The 19,714-nt window shown below is 70.0% G+C and carries 14 protein-coding genes; 7 read left to right on the top strand and 7 right to left on the bottom strand.

The features are described 5' to 3' along the window. Nucleotides 1-124: 124 nt before the first annotated feature. Nucleotides 125-820: an LLM class flavin-dependent oxidoreductase gene (locus tag L6E10_RS37630; RefSeq protein WP_236224932.1), complete on the bottom strand. Its 696-nt coding sequence runs from the start codon at nucleotides 818-820 to the stop codon at nucleotides 125-127. 134 nt (nucleotides 821-954) lie between these two features. Here L6E10_RS37630 and L6E10_RS37625 point away from each other — a divergent pair, with 134 nt between their 5' ends. The 3 genes from L6E10_RS37625 to L6E10_RS37615 all read left to right on the top strand — a co-directional run bounded on the left by L6E10_RS37625 (nucleotide 955) and on the right by L6E10_RS37615 (nucleotide 4,123). After that, nucleotides 955-1,809, top strand: coding sequence for a bile acid:sodium symporter family protein (locus L6E10_RS37625; RefSeq protein WP_236224931.1), 855 nt, complete (start codon nucleotides 955-957; stop codon nucleotides 1,807-1,809). 33 nt (nucleotides 1,810-1,842) lie between these two features. Continuing rightward, nucleotides 1,843-3,249 carry a carboxylesterase/lipase family protein gene (locus L6E10_RS37620; RefSeq protein ID WP_236224930.1) on the top strand — a complete coding sequence of 469 codons (1,407 nt, stop codon included), beginning with the start codon at nucleotides 1,843-1,845 and terminating at the stop codon, nucleotides 3,247-3,249. A 118-nt stretch (nucleotides 3,250-3,367) separates the two neighbouring features. Then, nucleotides 3,368-4,123: a lipopolysaccharide kinase InaA family protein gene (locus L6E10_RS37615; protein ID WP_236224929.1), complete on the top strand. Its 756-nt coding sequence runs from the start codon at nucleotides 3,368-3,370 to the stop codon at nucleotides 4,121-4,123. Here the strand turns inward: L6E10_RS37615 and L6E10_RS37610 are convergent. Then, entirely contained in the window at nucleotides 4,040-4,828 is a 789-nt protein-coding gene (locus L6E10_RS37610) for an ABC transporter permease (protein WP_236224928.1), read from the bottom strand. The genes L6E10_RS37615 and L6E10_RS37610 overlap by 84 nt on opposite strands. Then, nucleotides 4,825-5,763, bottom strand: coding sequence for an ATP-binding cassette domain-containing protein (locus L6E10_RS37605; protein WP_236224927.1), 939 nt, complete (start codon nucleotides 5,761-5,763; stop codon nucleotides 4,825-4,827). The genes L6E10_RS37610 and L6E10_RS37605 overlap by 4 nt, the downstream gene beginning before the upstream one ends. Nucleotides 5,764-5,861: 98 nt before the next feature. On the opposite strand from L6E10_RS37605, the gene L6E10_RS37600 reads away from it, so the two are divergent. Together L6E10_RS37600 and L6E10_RS37595 are read left to right on the top strand one after the other, a co-directional pair. Further along, a complete protein-coding gene (locus L6E10_RS37600; RefSeq protein ID WP_236224926.1) occupies nucleotides 5,862-6,611 on the top strand; it encodes a TetR/AcrR family transcriptional regulator in 750 nt (249 codons plus the stop codon). A 206-nt stretch (nucleotides 6,612-6,817) separates the two neighbouring features. Further along, nucleotides 6,818-7,573 (top strand): anti-sigma factor, encoded by a 756-nt coding sequence (locus L6E10_RS37595; RefSeq protein WP_236224925.1) that lies wholly within the window; start codon nucleotides 6,818-6,820, stop codon nucleotides 7,571-7,573. A 67-nt stretch (nucleotides 7,574-7,640) separates the two neighbouring features. On the opposite strand, the gene L6E10_RS37590 is transcribed toward L6E10_RS37595, so the two are convergent. From L6E10_RS37590 to L6E10_RS37575, 4 genes are read right to left on the bottom strand one after another with little or no spacing between them, the layout of a single operon-like run. After that, complete coding sequence (locus L6E10_RS37590; protein WP_236224924.1) at nucleotides 7,641-9,038, bottom strand: nickel/cobalt transporter; 1,398 nt, start codon at nucleotides 9,036-9,038, stop codon at nucleotides 7,641-7,643. After that, nucleotides 9,035-10,327 carry a lipopolysaccharide assembly protein LapB gene (locus tag L6E10_RS37585; RefSeq protein ID WP_236224923.1) on the bottom strand — a complete coding sequence of 431 codons (1,293 nt, stop codon included), beginning with the start codon at nucleotides 10,325-10,327 and terminating at the stop codon, nucleotides 9,035-9,037. The genes L6E10_RS37590 and L6E10_RS37585 overlap by 4 nt, the downstream gene beginning before the upstream one ends. Further along, a complete protein-coding gene (locus L6E10_RS37580) occupies nucleotides 10,324-11,922 on the bottom strand; it encodes a DUF4331 domain-containing protein (RefSeq protein WP_236224922.1) in 1,599 nt (532 codons plus the stop codon). Before L6E10_RS37580 ends, L6E10_RS37585 begins: the two co-directional genes overlap by 4 nt. Nucleotides 11,923-11,945: 23 nt before the next feature. After that, complete coding sequence (locus L6E10_RS37575; RefSeq protein WP_236224921.1) at nucleotides 11,946-13,112, bottom strand: histidinol-phosphate transaminase; 1,167 nt, start codon at nucleotides 13,110-13,112, stop codon at nucleotides 11,946-11,948. Nucleotides 13,113-13,674: 562 nt separating this feature from the next. On the opposite strand from L6E10_RS37575, the gene L6E10_RS37570 reads away from it, so the two are divergent. Then, complete coding sequence (locus tag L6E10_RS37570) at nucleotides 13,675-17,181, top strand: ATP-binding protein (RefSeq protein ID WP_236224920.1); 3,507 nt, start codon at nucleotides 13,675-13,677, stop codon at nucleotides 17,179-17,181. Between the two features lie 34 nt (nucleotides 17,182-17,215). Then, a complete protein-coding gene (locus L6E10_RS37565; RefSeq protein ID WP_236224919.1) occupies nucleotides 17,216-19,696 on the top strand; it encodes a DNA topoisomerase (ATP-hydrolyzing) subunit A in 2,481 nt (826 codons plus the stop codon). The last annotated feature ends 18 nt before the right edge of the window (nucleotides 19,697-19,714 follow it).

The raw sequence follows: 19,714 nt of genomic DNA, 5'->3' as shown, positions 1-19,714 counted from the left end.
AGGTCGAGGCGTTCGAGGTCGCTGAAGCTCAGGCTGGCGTGGTGGACGGTCTCGCCCTGGTCGCGCAGCGCGACGCCGAGCGGGATCCCGGCGAACACGTCGAACCCGCCGCCCGCTCCGGCGATCAGGACGGTGCGTGCCGCGCGGAGCCGTGCGAGGAGCGGCGGTGTGGCAAGGCTGAACACACGTCCGACGCCAGCTCTTCCACGTCCGCGGGACCGCTGACTTCGACCAGCAGGCGGTCCGGGGCGTGGGCGAGGCCGTCGTCGAGGTGCTTCGCCAGCACGCCGATCCTGGGGTGGGCGGCTTGGTCGCGGTACCGGGTGACGTGCTCGGTCCGGCCGGCGAACACGAACAGGCCGTCGTCGTTCTCCGCGGCCAGGTCGGCGATCTCGGGCGAACGCGTGCAGGCGTGCCAGACGTACGTGCCGCGCCACAGGGCTTTGAACGCCGCGTAGTGCTCGATCGTCAGCGGCAGGCCGTACTCGATCTCCTTGCCGAACCAGCCGAACACCTTGGCCGTGTTGCCCCGTCCGAGCACCAGGTCCGTGCGGTCCGGGGCGAGGAGGGCGAGGGTGGCGTACTCGGCGGCGAGGCGTGCCGGGTCGTTCGTCGTGATCAGCGTGGTCGCCGTGGACAGCCGCAAGGTCGTCTTCGCCGCGATGTGGGCGAGCAGGACCGTGGGGGAGGACGACGTGTACGGCGGGTTGTGGTGCTCGCCCACCGCGAAGACGTCGAAGCCGGCCTCGTCGGCCGCGATCGCCAGGGCGACGATCTCCGGCGGTGGGAGGTCACCCGCGGTGAACACGCCGATCTGCACGGCGTCCAGTGTCCTCCACGAACACCGCGGAACAGGCCCGGTGCCGCCACCTGGCCTATTCCATCGGCGCGGGCGTAACGCCAGGATCGTCCGAACAGATCGAACTGCACAAGCCGGACATCGCGGAGGCCGCCGTGCCAGTCGTACAGATCTTCCTGCCACTGGCGCTGGGCCTGGTCATGTTCGGCCTCGGCCTCACGCTCACCACCGAAGACTTCGCGAGGGTCGCCAAGTACCCCAAGGCCGCCGTCATCGCGCTCGTCTGCCAGGTCGTGGTGCTGCCCGCGATCTGCCTCGGCCTTGTGCTCGCGTTCGGGCTCAAGGGCGTGCTCGCGGTCGGCATGATGCTGCTCGTCGCCTCGCCGGGTGGCACGTCGGCGAACCTCTTCAGCCACCTCGCGGGCGGCGACGTCGCGCTCAACATCACGCTGACGGCGATCAACTCGGTGCTGGCGGTGTTCACGCTGCCGCTGGTGGTCGGGCTGAGCATGGCGCACTTCATGGCGGACAACGCCGAGGTCGGGTTGCAGCCGGCGAAGTTCGTGCAGGTCTTCGCGATCGTGCTGGTGCCGGTGGCGATCGGCATGCTGGTGCGCCGCAGGTTCGAGGCGTGGTCGCTGAGGATGAACGACCCGGTGCGCATCGCGTCCGTCGTGGTGCTGGTGCTCGTCATCATCGCCGCGATCGCGCAGGCGTACCGGCAACTGATCGACAACATCGCGACGCTCGGGCCGGTGGCGTTGCTGCTGAGCGTCTTCAGCCTGCTGATCGGGTACTACGTGCCGAAGGCGTTCCGCGTCGACCGCAAGCAGGCCATCGCGAGCGCCATGGAGATCGGCATCCACAACGCCACGATCGCGATCACGCTGGCGCTCACGGTGCTCGACGACGAGACGATGGCGATCCCGCCCGCGGTCTACGGCGTGCTCATGTACCTGCCCGCGGCGGTGGCGGCGCGGTTGTTGTCCCGCACCAGGGCGACCGTCTAAAACGGTTGCGGCCGTGGCTAGGTTGGGCGTGACATGCGTTCAACCACAACCACATTGCTGGCGGCCGTACTCCTGGCCGCAACCGCTGTTCCCGCCCACGCCGCGGGAACCGTCCGCACCGACACCGGATTCGTGTCGGGAACGACCACCGACGCCCGGCGTTCGTTCCAGGGCATCCCGTACGCCGCGCCGCCCGTCGGCGAGAACCGCTGGCGCGATCCGCAGCCGCCACGGTCGTGGCAGGGCGTTCTGAAGGCGGAGAAGCCCGGTCCCCGGTGCGACCAGGCCGAGGACTGCCTGTACCTCAACGTCACCACGCCGCGGAAAGCCGTGAACCGGCCGGTGCTGGTCTGGATCCACGGCGGCGGGTTCACCAGCGGCGCCGGGGCCGACTACGGCGTGGACCGGCTGGTGGACGGCGGCTCCGTCGTCGTCACGATCAACTACCGCCTCGGCGCCCCCGGGTACTTCGGCTTCCCCGGGCTCGACGGGTCCGGGGCGTTCGGCCTGCGCGACCAGCAGGCCGCGCTCGAGTGGGTCCAGCGCAACGTCCGGCGCTTCGGCGGCGACCCGCGCACCGTCACGCTGTTCGGGGCGTCGGCGGGTGGGCTGTCGACCTGCGCGCACCTGACCTCGCCCAGGACGCGCGGGCTGTTCCACCGGGCGATCATCCAAAGCGGACCGTGCTCGTTCGGCACCCCGGCGGGGGAGGGACGGGTCCAGCACCCGTGGGCAGACCGCGAGGACGTCGAACGGGCAGGGGCCCGGGCGACGGGTTGCCCGGACGTGGCCTGCCTGCGCGGCCTCACGTTCGAGCAGGTGCAGGCGTTGACGCCGCAGTTCTCGTCACCCGCCTACGGAACGGAGACGTTGCCGGAGAACCCGGTCACGGCGCTGCGGGAGGGTCGCTTCCACCGCGTCCCGGTGCTGGCCGGCACCGCTCGCGACGAGTTCTCGGTGTTCGCCGCGATGTTCTACGCCCCGCTGGACGCCGCCGGCTACGAGCAGGCGCTGACCGAGGGGTTCGGTGCCGCCGGGGCGAAGCGGGTCCTCGCCGCCTACCCGCCCCGCGGTGGTGACGAACGGGTGGCGCTCTCCGCGGCGCTCTCGGACATGACCTCGGCCTGCCCGACCGCCGAGCTGCGCGCGCAGACGCACGCGTTCGGCTACGAGTTCGCCGAACCGGACCCGCCGATGATCTTCCCGGGCATGCCGGAGTTCCCCTACGGCGCCTACCACGGCTCGGAGCTGCCGTTCCTGTTCGAGTACGGCGGCGTCGAGCTCACCGCCGGGCAGCGGGAGCTGGCGGACGAAGTGGTGGACGCCTGGACGCGGTTCGCGCGCACCGGGCGTCCCGGCTGGGCACGCCAGGACGTCCGGATCTTCGCGACCGGACAGGTCGCACCGGTCGACCACCGGTGCGACGTCTGGACCGGCTGAGCGACCCGAGCGGCGCGCGCCCGTGCGGCCCGCGGGCGCGCGCACGCCGTTCACCGGGACCTGGTATCCAGGACGCCGTCGAGGGTGACGGAGCACCGCTGCTGCCGGAGGTGGGTGTTTGTTCCGCTTGCTGGAGACCGCCGTCCGCGTCGAACCCCTGCAGGGCGAGGGGCTCACCAACGTCCTGCACCTGGTGACGCTCGCCGACGGCCGCAAAGCCGTGCTGCGGCAACCGAAGGTCGCCCGCGACCTGCCGAAGTTCGTCGTGCCCGGCGCACCGGAGGTCCTCGCGCACAACGGCCGCGGCGACGTCCTGGTCGAGTACGTCGAGGGGCGGACGCTCGCGGACGCGTTGCCGGTGCCCGCCGAGGTCTGGCACAGCATCGGCCTGGCGTTCCGCAGGATCCACCGCGTCGGCCTGCTGCACAACGACGTGAACCTGCACAACATCATCGTGGGCGGCGGGAAGGCCACGCTGATCGACTGGGACAACCCGGGGCAGGGCAACCCGCTCGACGAGCTCGCGGCGTTCGAGGAACACCTCTACCTGCACGGAACCGAACTGCCGCAGGCGTTCTGGACCGGTTACGGCCACCAGCCCGACCCGGAGTTGCTGCGGGCGCACCGGATCGCGGGCTGCATCGGCTGGCTCGCGAGCGACGACTGGCGGCGGTGGGAGCACGACAGGGCTCTCAGTCCCGAGCAGCTGGCCAGGGTCCGGAACTGGCGGCGGCTCCTCGCGAGGTGGCTCGCCGGCCAGTTCCGGACGGCCTGGCTGCAAAGCGACCGCCTAGCGGCTGAGGTTGCGGTACTTCAGCACCGACAGCGGCCAGAAGATCGCCACGAACACCGCCGGCCACAGCACGGCCAGTAGCAGCGAGTGCTGCGCGGCCCACGAGTCGCCGCCCACGCCGGGGTTGCCGAAGAGCTCCCGCGCCGCCGCGACCGTGGACGACAGCGGGTTCCACTCCGCGACCACCCGCAGCCAGCCCGGCATCAGCTCCGGCGAGACGAACGTGTTCGCGAACATCGTCAGCGGGAACAGGAACATCCACGACGCCTGGGCCGCCTCCGGCTTCACCAGCAGGCCGAGGTAGATGCCGATCCACACCAGCGCGAACCGCAGCCACAGCAGCAGTGCGAACGCCAGCAGCGCGTTGAGCAGCCCGTCGTGGAACGACCAGCCGATCACCAGGCCGCACAGGGCGAGCACGAGCAGCTCCAGCGACGAGTTCACGAGGTCGGCGATGCTGCGCCCGGCCACCACGCCGGTCTGCGACATCGGCGACGCGCGGAACCGGTCCGTGACACCGCGGTCGGCGTCCATCGACACCATCATCAGCGTGGTGCCGACACCGAACGCGACGGTCTGCCCGAACATGCCCGGCAGCAGGAACTCGATGTAGTCACCGCCGCCGAAGACGTTCATCGCGCTGCCGAACACCAGGCCGAAGATCAGCACCGAGATGACGGGGTAGGCGAGGTTCGCGAACACCCTGACCGGCTCGCGCACCCAGTGGATCAGGTCCCTCCTGGCGACGACCCACGAGTCGACCGCCGCGAACTTGACCGCGTTCACGCCCGTGCCTCCGCCCTGTGCCCGGTGATCGCCAGGAAGACCTCGTCGAGGGTGGGCCGCCGCAGCGCGATGTCCTCGGCCTCCACGCCCTTCGCGGCCAGGGTCGACGCCACCCGCGTCAGCGCCGCGACCCGGTCGGCCACCGCCGCGCTCACCCGGAACGCGTCCGGGTCCACCTCGGCGTCCGGCCCGAGCACGTCCGCCACCAGCGGCAGCTCGTCGGCGTCGCGGACCACGACCTCGATCCGGTCGCCGCCGAGCTTCGACTTCAGCTCGTCCGGCGTGCCCTGCGCGGCCACGCGGCCGGTGTCGAGCACCACGACCTGGTCGGCGAGCTGGTCGGCCTCGTCGAGGTACTGGGTGGTGAGCAGGACCGTCGTCCCCTCCGCGACGACCCGCTTCACCTCCCGCCACACCTCGCCGCGGTTGCGCGGGTCGAGGCCGGTCGTCGGCTCGTCGAGGAACAGCACCGACGGCCGCATGATGAAGCTCGACGCCAGGTCCAGGCGCCGCCGCATGCCGCCCGAGTAGTGCTTGGCCCGCTTGTCCGCCGCGTCGGTGAGCCCGAACTGCTCCAGCAGCTCGCCGGCCCTGGCCTCGGCCTGGCGCCGGGTGAGGTGGTAGAGCCGTCCCCACATGACCAGGTTCTCCCTGCCGGTCAGCACGTCGTCGACCGTCGACTGCTGGCCGTTCAGCGCCACCTGGCGGCGCACGGCGGGCGCCTCCCGTGCCACGTCGTGCCCGGCGACCTCCGCGCGGCCGCCGTCCAGGCGCAGCAGCGTCGCCAGGATGCGCACCGCCGTCGTCTTCCCGGCGCCGTTCGGGCCTAGAAGCCCGCACACCGTCCCCGCCGGAACGGCGAGGTCGAACCCGTCGAGCGCCCATTTCCCGCCGAACCTCTTGCGCAGGTCTTCCGCGACCACCGCGTGCCCCACGACTTCACCCCCGTGACTTGACTGCTTACGTTGTACGCAGAGTGTACGTTGTACACGGTTTTAGGATTCACAGGCAAGGGCCGGGTGAAGGGGGCTGGGTGAAGAGCGATCGTGACCGGAGCGTGCGGCTGCTGTGGGAGCCGCCGGCGGAGGCGACGAGAGGGCCGAAGGCCGCGCTGAGCCAGTCGCGGGTGGTCGAGGCGGCCATCAAGGTCGCCGACGCCGAGGGCGTGGACGCGCTCACGATGCGGCGGGTCGCCGAGACGCTCGGCAACACCGCGATGTCGCTCTACCGGCACGTGCCCGGCAAGTCGGAGCTGCTCGACCTGATGGTCGACGCGGTCTGGGGCGAGACCGAGCACACGCCGAAGGGGCCGTGGCGGGAAGGCCTCGAGTTCTTCGCCCGTCAGGTGTGGGCGATGTACCGCGCACACCCGTGGATGCTGCAGCTGACGACCTCGCGCCGCACGCCGGGCCCGCAGGCCATGACCCGCCAGGACGCGGCCTACGCCGTCGTGTCGGAGCTGGGCCTCGCGTCCGAGGAGGTCGTGGCGGTCGTGACGGCCGTGGCGCACTTCGTCGACGGCGTCGGCCGCGCGATGGCGGACCGCGTCCAGGCCGAACGCGAGACCGGCGTGTCCGAGGAGGACTGGTGGAACGGCAGGGAGGCGCTCTGGGAGCACTTCACGCCCGACCGCCTGCCGATGATGACGCACATCTGGAACTCCGGCGGCTTCGAACGGCCGCTCGACGAGTTCGAGTTCGGTCTCGCGCGCGTCCTCGACGGCCTCGCGGTGTTCATCGAGTCGCCGGAGCGACCGGCAGTTCGTCCATCTACGTGCCTGTAGTCAATCGAGACTCCTTGAGTCGTCCGATCGAGTGAAAAGCGCAGCTCAGACCTGGCCGGAACCGTAGTTGCGCGGTCACGTAATGCCATTGTTATGCGATATCGGAATGAACTCGTTCGCGAGCTGAACCGACCACTCCTATCTGCCCGTTTTCCTTGTGACACCGTTTCGCCGCGGGGGTCGAATCGGGACGACGAGGAGGTCGTATGACAGCTGGCGCGCACGACGCGGTCACCCTTGGCTGCTACGCGCTCGGCGTTCTGGACGCGCACGAGAGTTTCGGCGTGGAGCAGCACCTGAGGGGTTGTCCGCCCTGCCGTGCGCAGGTCGCCGACTTCCACCGGATCCGCACAGCGCTCGACGACGTGCCTCGCGAGGCGTTTCTGCACGAGCTCGAGGACGACCTGCCCCAGCCTTCGGACCTGGTGCTGCAACGCACGTTGCGGCAGATCAGGCAGGAGTCGGCCATTCCCTCGCCGAGGGCGGCCGACCCGCGCCCGAGAGCCAGTCCGATGCCGGTGGAGGAGCTTCCCGAACCGCAGCACGCCAAGGCCCGGCGCTGGCCGGGATATCTCGCCGCCGCGGCAGTCGCCGCGGTGGTCGCGTTCGGGGGTGCCGCCGTGTTCGTGCAGAACCAGGCGCCGGGCACCGGCATCGCCTCCACCCGCACGGGCGAGGGGACGGCGGGCGGGGTCAGGCTGGTGGCGGAGATCGCGCCGTCATCGCAGGACCGGTACCTGGTGACGGCGGACGTGGACGGCCTGCCGGCCGCCCAGAAGTGCAAGCTCGTCGTCATCGGCACGGACGGCACGAAGACCGAGGCGTTCGCGTGGACCACGACCGAGAAACAACGGGTCGAGGGTTCCACTGTGCGGGGCATGGTCAGCGTGTCGCCCGACAAGGTGAAGTCGATCTCGATCGAGAACACCGAGGGCAAGGCGTTCGTGGTGGCGAACCTGTAAGGGGCGGAAACAGTCGAAGGGCCCGGATTCAGACCGAATCCGGGCCCTTCGACTTACCAGCGGGCAATTAAAGCGCCTGCAAAGTGAGCCAACCGCCGACCACGATCACCATCACGGCTGTGCCGACGGGTGCGTAATGGGAGAGAGCGCGGGTGGCACGACCGTCCAGGACTTTCTCGACGCGTTCCCGCGCTTTCACGAGCAGCAGGCCGACCGCGGTGAGCGTGGCCGCCATGCCGACCCCGTAGCTGGCGACGAGCAGCACGCCGAACCAGGTCCGGCCGAGCGCCATCGCCCCCAGCAGGACGACGAGCGCGGACGGGGAGGGGACCAGGCCGTTGGCCGCGCCCATGCCGATCAGGCTCGCGCGGCTGTACCCGTGCCCGTGGCCATGTCCGTGCCCGTGGCCGTGCCCATGTCCATGTCCATGTCCGTGTCCCGTCAGGGCGCCGGAGAGCGCGGGTTCGCGGGTCGTGGACAGGGCCGAGCGCAGCAGCACCACGCCGATCAACGCGATCAGCACGCCGCTGACGAGCCCGAGCCGGCGCAGGACCTGCTCGCCGGCCAGCGCGCTGGACGCGCTGATGACGAGCCCGAGGACCAGCACGCCGCCGGTGTGCGTCGCCGTGACCGACGCGCCGACGACGAAAGCGTCCTTCGGCGTGCCTTGGCGTCCGGCGAGGTAGGCGGCGATGAGCGTCTTGCCGTGACCGGGCAACGCGGCGTGCGAGGCGCCCAGGACCAGGGAGAGCAGCACGGCCAGGAACCCGAGCCACGGGGTGAGGTCGTCGCTGCCCAGGATGTCGTTGAGGCGGGCCGCCGTGGCGCTGAACGACCCCACGGGGGAGCCGGTGGCCCTCTTCGGCTCGGACCCGGCGCCGGGTTCGGCGGTGAACGCGACCGAACGCACGTCCACCGGGTCGCTGAGCAGGTCTTCCGGGTAGGTGCGCAACTCGCCGCTGATGCTCTCGGTGGGCACGTCCGAGCCCGCGAGCCGGACGCCGGTGCCGGCGGCGGTGATCTCGCGCCAGCCGACCCGGTCGGCGTTCGACTCGTCGCGGAACTCGAGCCTGGCCGGGCGGGCGAGGTCGACCCGGGCGGTGAACTCGCACACCAGCCGCGTCGTGGGCAGGTCGGCCTGGCCCGCCGGGTGGTCCTTGGTGGAGCTCGACAGCGTCCAGCTGATCCGCCGTCCGTCCACCGTGGACACAGCGGTCCGGGAGACCTCCTCGCACCACCGCCGGGCGTCGCGGGTCTTCAGGTTCTCCTGCAGCGTCGGGATCTCCGCGACGTCGACCACGGACCGGAGGTCGACGCGGTCCGGGTGCAGGTGCAGGCCGTGGTAGTGGTTGACGCTGAAGTTGCCGAGCGGGTGGGCCGACGCCTCGCCGGTGATGAGGAAGATCCCGGCGAGCAGCAGGGCGACCACCAGCACCGGTCGCACCACCCAGCTCGACAGGCTCACCTGCCGCCCCGGAGCTCCGCGAGCTTGCGGCCCGCCTTCAGAGCCTGCAACGGGGAGAAGTTCGGGTTCAGCGTCAGCGCCCGCACCAGTGCCTCCTGGGCCTCGGCCACCCGGCCGAGCGCGGCGAGGATCATGCCGCGGTGGTAGGAGAACGTGGCGTTCTGCCAGCCCTGGGCGACGGCGCGGTCGGAGTAGCTCAACGCCTCCGCGTCCCGGCCGTTCACGTGCAACGCCCAGGCCATCGCGTCGGCCACGAAGACGCTCTGCCGGCGGCCCCACTCCGCTTCCGCACGGCGCAACGCCTGCACGCCGTCACCGCGGTCGGCGGCGACGAGGGCAGCGGCCAGGTCGTCGGAAGCACCCTGCGACTCCATCAGCCGTTGTTGCTCGGTCAGCACGACGTACTGCCTGGCGGCCTCGTCGGTCTTCCCGGCGGCCTCCAGCAGCTCCGCGTACTCCTGCAGGTACTGGGGCAGGGGCGCGCGGGCCACCAGCCTGCGGTAGTCCTCGAGCGCCACCGGGACGTCACCCCGCGCCACCGCCACCTTGGCCATGCCTTGGGTGAGAGTCATGTCGTCTCCTCTCGCCGCCAGTCCCTGCTCGTAGTGCTGCGCGGCTTCGTCGAGCCGGTTGTGGTCGAACGCGAGTTCGCCCAGCCGGTAACGGCAGAACGCGATCTCCTCGGGCGTCGAGGCGGCCTTCAGCGCGCGGTGCATCGCGGCGCGGGCACCCTCGGCGTCGCCGTGGAGCTCGAGGTGGAAGGAAGCACGGGCGAACGACGCGGTGTTCGGCTTGAGGTCGAGCATCCTCTGCACCGCGGCCTGCGCGCCCGCGTCGTCGCCGAGCTGCGTCAACGCGTCCGCGAGCACGCCGTGCGCCTCCGCGGAGGACGGCAGCGCGGTGATGGCCCTGAGGGCCCAGTCGCGGGCCGCGTGGAAGTCGTGGCGGGCGTTGGCGAGCGTGCCCATGCCGATGGCGGCGGGACCCGTGTCGCCCGCCTTCTTCAACGCGCCCTCGGCCTTCGCGTAGTACGAGGGGTCGGCCGTGACGCGCGCCAGCTCCACATAGGACGATCCCAGCCGCGCCCAGGAAGCCTGGTCCTGCGGAAGCGCGTGCAGCCGCTGCTGCAGCTGGTGCACCACCCGGTGCATCTGGTTCTGCCGCGCCACGGCCGGAACGGGAGGCTCGCCCCCGGCCCTGCTGTCGGCAGGACCGGAGGCGGCGAGGTGGGCAAGCGCCGCGGTGACCAGGAGACCCACCGCGACGGCCTGCCGCCGCTGGTACCTCACTTCGAGTGCGACCCGTACTTGCGGATCGACTGCTGGCGCTTGCGCCAGAGGAAGAAACCGGCGCCGAACACGGCCGCCGAACCCACCGCGGTGGTCATCGCCATCGGGTCGATCGTGCCGATCTTGCCGACCGGGTTCACCGCGACCTCGGCGGTGGTGCCCGAGGCGTTGACCGCGGTGCCGTTGCGGGGCAGGCCCACGTACGGGAAGGCCGCCTCGAACGGCTGGTCGTTCGCGTCGACCTTGTCGCCCGCGGCGAGCGCCTCGACGATCTTGCCCGACGCCGCGGCGCCCTCCATCGCCTGCACGGCGATGTCCACCACGTCGTCGGTCAGCCGCCGGCCGTTCGGGAAGCCCTGCGTGTCCCCGGCCAGCAGGCCCAGGCGGTTCGGGTTCGCGTTCGGCTCGATCATCATGTTCAGCCGCAGCATCTCGCTGGGGCGGAAGCGGTTCTTGTCGGCGTCGGCGTTGTCGACCTGCGAGTTCAGGTCGGCGTTGATCTGCCCGCCGAGCTTCTTCGTGATGCCCGTCAGGAAGATCTCCGCCAGGTCGTCGCGCTGGCCCCGCGGCGCCGGGATCTTGTAGATCTGCTCGACCAGCTTCGGCAGCTCCGGGTTCACGACCCGGTCGACGAGCTCCTTCACGCCGGCGTCCTGCTCGGGGCGCAGACCGTTGAACGCGTCCTTGAGGCCCGCGGGCGCCACGACCTCGTTCACCAGCGGGTTGCCCAGCCGCGAGACCTGCACGAAGTCGCCGACCGCCTCGGCCTTGCCGGGCGAGAGCTTCATCGTGCGGCGCTGCGTGGTGCTCCACACGCCGATGTTCGGGTTGCGGTGCATGTCGTTCTTCAGCGCCAGCGCGTTCCTGGGCAGCTGGACCGCGATCGTGTTGACGTTGTAGCCGCGCAGCGTGTCCTGGCCGACCTCGCTCAGGTTGCCGCCGTAGAGCAGGTCGAACACCCGCAGGTCGGCGAAGAACGCGTCCTCGGACGGGCCCACGTAGACCTTGCCGCCACCGGGGATCTGCACGACGGCCTGGTCGCGCAGCTTCTTGAAGTCCGGCATCGACGCGGGGCCGTTCGGCGACGGCGCGACCGGGGCGTTGGTGACCAGCTTGACCTTCTGGCCGCTCTCGTAGATCGCCTCGAGGTCGTAGCGCTGCCGGAACAGCAGGTTCTCGTCGTCGAGCGAGTCCACGACACCGTTGGTGTAGAGGAACGTGTTGTTCTTGCGCCGGTCGTCGTCGCGGAACTGCCAGCGCAGCGTGATGTCCGGCTTCGCGTCACCGTCGTTGTCGATGTTGAAGTCGTACTGCGCGTCCTCGGCCCACGGGAAGAAGTTCGGGCCGCCGTTGGGTTCCTGGAACCCGGACCAGTTGCCGACCAGCGTGACGGTGTCCTTGTGGTCAGGACTGACGAACGCGTACAGGTCCGTGTTGTCGACGGCCGGGTCACCCGCGATCAGCGGAGCCTCGCGGTGCGACGACGCCGTGGCGTTCGTGCCGCCGAACAGGGCCGCGTTGAGCAGTGTGGCGCCCACCAGCGCGGCCGCAGCCACCTGGCCGCGCCGACCGCTGAGGACGTGCGGTGATGACATCTCTGGTCTGCCTTTCAAGGGGTTCAGGCGCTGTGCATGAGGAGCGACGGTTCGCTCGAACGGCTTGCGTGGTCTGTCGTCCACCTCGATCGCGTGAAGTCGCGGATGCCCTCGACGAGCCGGTCGACGTCGTGCTCCGGCCGCACCACCAGGCGCGCGAACCGGCTGCTCATGCCGAGCTTGTCGCCGCACTCGCGGATGAAGACCTGGTGGCGGGACAGCAGGTGGTCGCGCAGCTCGCGGCCGTCCACCCCGCCGCCGAGCTTGACCAGCAGGAAGTTGGCCTGCGAGGAGTAGACGGTGAGGTCGGGGACGCGCGAGAGCTCCACGCCCATCCGGTACCTGTCGCGCGACAGCAGGCGCAGGCTCTCGGCGTACTCCGCCTCGTGCTCGGCCAGCATGAACACGACGGTCTCCGCCAGGGAGTTGACGTTCCACTTCGGCAGGGTCCGGCGCATCTTCCCGGCCAACCCGGGATTCGCGACCAGGTAGCCGAACCGGACGCCGTGCAGGCCGAAGTTCTTGCCGAGGCTCTTCAGCACGACCACGTTGGGCCGGATGGACGCCTCGGCGGCGACCGACGGGTTGCGCTCGACCTCGACGAAGTCGACGAACGACTCGTCGACCACGACCAGGTCCAGGTCGGCGAGCTCGTCCATCAACCGGACGATCTCCCGGCGCGGCAGGTAGCCGCCGTCGGGGTTGTTCGGGTTGCAGATCACGGCGGCCCTGCTGCCGCGGGCCCTGATGAACTCGACGTACTCGTCGACGTCCAGCTCGAAGTTGTCGCTCTCCCGCAGCGGGAACATGCCGACGCGCTTGTCGCTCTCCATCGGCTGGTCGGTCCAGCGGCCGAACGTCGGGATCGGGACGGCGACGCTCTCGCGGATCCACAGGTGGTCCATCCACGTGATGAGCTCGGTGCTGCCGTTCGACATCGCGATCGTGGCCGGGTTGAGACCGAGGACGGTGCAGAGTTGCTGCGCGATCTTCGACGCGTCGCTCGGGTAGAACTTGAGGACCGCCTCGAGGTTCTTCGACAGCTCCTCGAACATCTGCGGCGTCGGGAAGTACGGGTTGCACGGGATGCAGAAGTCCACGAGCTCGCCCGCACCCGTTCGCGACAGCTCGAAGTAGGACGGGCTGTGCGCGGTCTGCTGGAAGAGACCCGAGTCCACACCGTGCCGCACGCGATCACTCCGTCCCTCGGTCCGTCTCCGACACCGGGGCATACGTGCCGTTGCCGATCCCGGTTCACGGCTCCGTCTCGGGAAGGTCTCGGAACGGTCTCGCGCGCAACCCGGCCCCGTCCGGGGTCCCGGGGGCTTCGCCCGGCTCTGCCGGCACCGCGAACGGCTCGCCTCCAGTCCGGTGTGGACAGACGACTCGGCGGGCCTTCCGGGGGTCGAACGGGCCCGTCCGACCTTTGCCGGGGTTTCGTGGGCCGAGGTGCTCGGCCACGCTCGGTCACCGGTCGTGACGCCGCGAGGCGCTCACCACGGGCGTGACCTGCGCCGACCCCGCCGCTGAACGGCCTCGGGCCGCCGCTCACCGATGCGAGGCTCCCGCCGGGCGGTAGGGCTCTGAAATGCGGGTACTCCGCAGCTGCGCCTGATGCGAAGACCGTGGTCACGGCGTTGTGACGCAGCACCCGCCACTCGTTTCATGGTCATCACTGGCGTCGAGCAATAAATTGTCGGGGGGTCCGGATACCCTGCTGGCAGTCCGCACACGATCCAGGGAGCAGTACCCGTGACCGCAGAGACCCTGTACGGGGCCGACGACCTGACGCACCTCGAAGGACTCGAGGCCGTCCGCAAGCGGCCCGGCATGTACATCGGGTCGACCGACAGCCGGGGCATCAACCACCTCTTCAGCGAGATCGTCGACAACTCGACGGACGAGGGCGTGGCGGGCCACGCGTCGAAGATCGTGGTCACGCTGCACGCCGACGGCAGCGTCCAGGTCGACGACGACGGCCGCGGCATCCCCACCGACGTGCACGCCAAGTCCGGGCTGTCCGGTGTGGAGCTCGTGCTGACCAAGCTGCACGCCGGCGGCAAGTTCGGCGGCTCCGGCTACAAGACCTCCGGCGGCCTGCACGGCGTCGGCGCCTCGGCCGTCAACGCCCTCTCGCACCGCTTCGACGTGACGGTCCGCCGCGGCGGCAAGGTCCACGAGATGTCGTTCGCCCACGGCGTTCCCGGCGTCTTCGACGGCCCCGGCCCCAAGGCGAAGTTCACCCGCCAGAACGGCCTGAACGTCGTCGGCAAGATGAAGCGCACCGAGTCGACCGGCACCTCCATCCGCTACTGGTACGACGCCCGCTACTTCGAGAACGGCGCCTCGCTCGACGTGGACACCGTCCGCATGAAGCTCCGCAACACGGCGTTCCTCGTGCCCGGCGTGACCTACGTGCTGCGGTCGGCACTGGAAGACGCGATCTCCGAAGAGGTCTTCCACTACCCGAACGGCCTGACCGACATGGTCGAGTTCCTGGCCCCCACCGGCGACCGCGCGGTCTCCGGCACCCTGGTGATCACCGGCACCGGCACCTACTTCGAGAACGCCGCCGACGAGAACGGCGTGATGCGGTCCAAAGTGGAGCGTCAAGCCGAGGTCGAGGTCGCCCTGCGCTGGGGCACCGGCTACGAACGCACCGTCGAGTGCTTCACCAACACCATCCGCAACGTGCACGGCGGCACCCACCGCCGCGGCTTCGACCGAGCGGTGCTCAAGTCGGTCCAGGACGCCATTTCCAAGACCCGCGGCCTCCTCAAGCCCAAGGAGGAGATGCCCACCCTGGACGACGTGCTGGAGGGCATGACCGCCGTCGTCCACGTCCGCATCCCCGAGCCGCAGTTCACCTCGCAGACCAAGGACGAGCTCTCCACCGCCGGCATCACCAAGGTGCTGCAGGGCATCGTCGACGCCCAGGTCCGCGCGTGGACCGAGGACCGCAAGACCAAGGTCGAGGCCAAGACCGTGCTGCAGAAGGTCGTCGACGCCTCGCGCGTGCGGCTCACGCAGAAGCAGCAGAAGGACGCGGCCCGGCGGAAGACGGCGCTCGAGGGCGCGGCGATGCCCGCCAAGCTCGTCGACTGCCGGACGACCGGGGTGTCCCGCTCGGAGCTGTTCCTCGTGGAGGGCGACAGCGCCCTCGGGTGTTTCACGAAGGAGACGCGCGTCGCGCTCGCGTCCGGTAGGTCGCTGTCCTTCGGAGAGCTCGTCGAGGACTGGGAACGAGGCGTCACGCACTTCGGGTACGCCACGAACAAGGCCGGCCGAGTCGTCGTCGTCCCGCTGGTCGAGCCGCGGCTGACGAAGGAGGACGCCCCGCTGGTCCGCGTCACCCTGGACAACGGTGAGTCCGTGCGCTGCACGCCGGACCACCTGTTCCGCCTGCGTGACGGCTCCTACCGGCGCGCGGACGCGCTGCAGGCCGGTGACTCGCTCATGCCGCTGTACCGGTCGGTGTCGTCCAAGGCGCAGGGGCACAACCTCGACGGCTACGAGCGCGTGTGGATGAACGACCGGCAGGAATGGGTCTACACCCACTACCTGGCCGACGCGTACAACCTGCGTCACGGCCTCGACACCGCCGAGGACGGGAACGTCCGCCACCACGTCGACGTCGACAAGCGGAACAACGATCCACGCAACCTCAAGCGCATGACGTGGGAAGACCACGCAGCGTTGCACGCCGCGATGATGGGCGAGCACGTGCACGAGGGCTACCGCGCGTGGCTCGCGGCGGGGGGCACCGAGATCAAGTCCGCGATGCTGTCCGGCCAGTGGAAGTCCCCCGAGTTCCGCGCCTCCTGCCTCGCCCGGCTCGCCGAGCGCAACCGGGACCCGGAGTTCCGCGCCCGCGTCGAGCGGGCCTTCCAGGACTGGTACTCGGCGCTGAGCGACGAGGAGAAGACGGCCTACGCCGAGCGCATGCGCGCGTTGCAGGCCGAGTACTGGAGCAAGCCCGAACACCGCGCCGCGGCCGCCGAGCGGGTGCGTGCCTTCTTCGCACAGCCCGGCAAGCGCGAGGAGTGGCGCGAGCGCTCGCTGGCGCAGTGGCAGGACGACGAGCTGCTCGCCTGGCGCTCCAGGACCACGATCGACCAGTTCTCCGACCCGGCGGAGCGTCAGCGGCAGCGCGACGCGGTCATCGCCTGGCACGAGAACAACCCGGAGTTCGGCCGGGAGCACTCGGCGCGGATGAAGCAGCGCATGGCGGACGCCTCGACCGGTCACCTCGAGAGCGTCCAGGCGGGTCGTCGCCGGTACGTGGAGTCGACCCCGCGCGCCGAGCGGGTCGCCAAGCAGGTGGAGGGCCGCCGGCTCGCCGCCCTGAAGCGGATGGCGCCGCTGCTCGGCACGCCGTCGGACTTCGAACTGGCCCTGGCCTACGAGCTCGACCGCAGGGAGAACGCGAAGACCGGCCTGAAGTTCCTGAACGTGCTGGCGCACTACGACAACGACTTCACGCGCCTGCGCGAAGCGGCGTCGATGGTGAACCACTCGGTCGCGTCCGTGGAGGCGTTGCCCGAGCGGGAGGACGTCTACGACCTGACCGTCGACGGCTACCACAACTTCGCCCTCGAAGCCGGCGTGTTCGTCCACAACAGCGCCCGCATGGCGCGCGTCTCCGAGTACCAGGCGCTCCTCCCGTTGCGCGGCAAGATCCTCAACGTCCAGAAGGCCTCCTTGGCCGACACGCTGCGCAACGCCGAGATCGCCTCGATCGTCCAGGTCCTCGGCGCGGGCACCGGCCGCACGTTCGACCTCTCCCAGATGCGCTACGGCCGCGTGATCCTGATGGCCGACGCGGACGTCGACGGCAGCCACATCCGCACGCTGCTGATCACGTTGTTCGCCAAGTACATGCGCCCGGTGATCGAGGACGGCCGCCTGTACGCCGCCATGCCGCCGTTGCACAAGGTGATGACGCGCGGCCGCAACCCCGAAACGCACTTCACCTTCACCCAGCGGCAGATGGAGCAGACGGTCGCGCGGCTGGAGAAGGCGGGCAAGCAGGTCGTCACGCCGGTGCCGCGGTTCAAGGGCCTGGGCGAGATGGACGCGGACGAGCTGTGGGAGACCACGATGAACCCGGCCAGCCGCTCCGTCCGCCGCATCACCATGGACGACGCCGAGGCCGCCGAGGAAGCCCTCGAGCTGCTGATGGGCGAGAAGGTCGAGCCGCGCCGCAACTGGCTCGTCGAGTCCGCCGCCAGGGTCGACCAGTCGGCCATCGACCTCTAAGCCTTCTTCAAGACACAGACGGAGTTACGAAGTCATGGCACGCCGCAAGGGACCCACGACCAAGGTCGACCCCGCCGCGTTCGACCGGGCCGGTGCGAAGGTTCTCGACAACTCGCTGAAGACCGAGATCGAGGACTCGTACCTCGAGTACGCGTACTCGGTCATCCACTCGCGGGCTCTGCCGGACGCGCGGGACGGGTTGAAGCCGGTGCACCGCCGCATCCTGTTCTCGATGCACGAGGCGGGATACCGCCCGACGCACGCGTACGTGAAGTCGTCCCGCGTCGTAGGCGACACAATGGGCAAGTTCCATCCTCACGGTGACACGGCGATCTACGACGCGTTGGTCCGCCTCGCCCAGGACTTCAGCCTCAACGAGCCGTTGATCGACGGACATGGCAATTTCGGCAGTCCAGACGACGGTCCGGCTGCGAGCCGCTATACAGAGTGCCGCATGTCCCCGGTCGCCATGCAGCTGGTCGGCGAGCTGAACGAGGAGACGGTCGACTTCCGGCCCAACTACGACGGCTCGCTCGAAGAGCCGAGCGTCCTGCCGGCGGCGTTCCCGAACCTGCTGGTCAACGGGACGTCCGGCATCGCGGTCGGCATGGCCACGAACATGATCCCGCACAACCTGCGCGAGGTGGTCGGGGCGGCGCGGTGGCTGATCACGCACCCGAACGCCGACCTCGACAAGCTCATGGAGTTCGTGCCGGGGCCGGACCTGCCGACCGGCGGCATCCTGCTGGGCCTCGACGAGGTGCGGAAGGCCTACGAGACCGGTCGCGGTGTCGTCCGCATGCGCGCCAAGGTGGAGATCGGTCCGCTGGAGGGTTCGCGGGGCAGGCAGGCGATCACGGTCACCGAGCTGCCGTACGGCGTCGGGTCGGAGCGGATCGTCGAGAAGATCACCGACGAGGTGAACAAGTCCAAGCGGCTCACGGGCATCGCGGACGTCAAGGACCTGACCGACCGCGAGAACGGCATCCGGCTCGTCATCGAGTGCAAGGTGGGCGTGAACCCGCAGGCGCTGCTCGCGGACCTGTACCGGCTGACGCCGATGGAGCAGTCGTTCGGCATCAACAACCTGGTGCTGGTCGACGGGCAGCCGCAGACGCTCGGCCTCAAGCAGCTGCTGGAGGTGTTCCTGGGGCACCGCTACGAGGTCGTCACGCGGCGCACGAAGTTCCGGCGCCGCAAGCGCGAGGAGCGGTTGCACCTGGTCGAGGGTCTGCTGAAGGCCCTGCTCGACATCGACAAGGTCATCAAGCTGATCCGGGGCAGCGAGAACGCCGCCGCCGCGAAGGACGGCCTGATGAAGCAGTTCAAGCTGTCGGAGATCCAGGCCTCCTACATCCTCGACACGCCGCTGCGCCGCCTCACCAGGTACGACAAGATCGAGCTCGAGAGCGAGCAGGACAAGCTCTCCAAGGAGATCGCCGAGCTGTCGGCGATCCTCGACGACGAGTCCGTGCTGAAGAAGCTCGTGTCGTCGGAGCTGGCGGCCGTGGCCAAGGAGCTGGGCGGCGAGCGGCGGACGAGCCTCATCGACGGTGACCTCAAGGAGGTGCTGGCGGCGTCGAAGCCCGCCGGGCCGCTGGAGGTCGCGGACGACCCGTGCCAGGTCATCCTCAGCGCCACCGGGCTGGTCGCGCGGACCGCGGCGGAGTCGGAGGAGGCGTCGGAGGGCAAGCGGCGGGCGGGCCGGGTGAAGCACGACGCGGTGCTCGCGGTCGTGCACTCGACGGCTCGCGGGCAGGTCGTGCTGATCACGAACAAGGGTCGCGCGTTCAAGACCGACGTGCTGCCGCTGCCGGTGCTGCCCGAGCAGAGCGGGACGGTGAGCCTTCGCGGCGGTATGGCGGCGAGTGAGCTGGTGCCGCTGGAGAAGGGCGAGAAGGTCGTCGGCATCGCGCCGCTCGACCCGAAGGACTCGCCCGGTCTCGCGCTCGGCACCCGGCAGGGCACGGTGAAGGTGTGCGTGCCGGAGTGGCCGGTGCGGTCGGACGAGTTCGAGGTCATCACGCTCAAGGACGGTGACGAGGTCGTCGGCTGCACGTGGCTCACGGACGGCAGCGAGACGCTTGCGTTCGTCAGCTCCGATTCGTCGTTGCTGCGCTACGACGCGAAGCTGGTGCGGCCGCAGGGGCTCAAGGGTGGCGGTATGGCCGGCATCAACCTCAGCGGTGACGCCCGCGTGGTGTTCTTCGGGGCGATCCGCACGGACGACGACGAGCACGGCGAGCCGATGGTCGTCACGTCGTCGGGGCAGAGCGTCAAGGTCACGCCGTTCGGCGAGTACCCGGCCAAGGGGCGCGCGACGGGGGGTGTGCGGTCGCAGCGGTTCCTCAAGGGCGAGACGCACCTGGTGCTGGCCTGGATCGGCAGCAGGCCCGCCGGCGCGGACGAGAAGGGCTCACCGGTCGAGCTGCCGGACGTCGACCCACGGCGTGACGGTTCCGGTCACGCGCATCCCGGTCCGGCCGTGGTCGGGCACCTCGTCGAGAGGGACTAGCCGCATCCGGCGAGGCGG

Source organism: Lentzea sp. CC55, assembly GCF_021056325.1.
Classification (GTDB): Bacteria; Actinomycetota; Actinomycetes; order Mycobacteriales; family Pseudonocardiaceae; genus Lentzea; species Lentzea jiangxiensis.
Note: the sequence above shows the minus strand (reverse complement) of the source record. Positions and strands in the feature narration are given on the sequence as shown.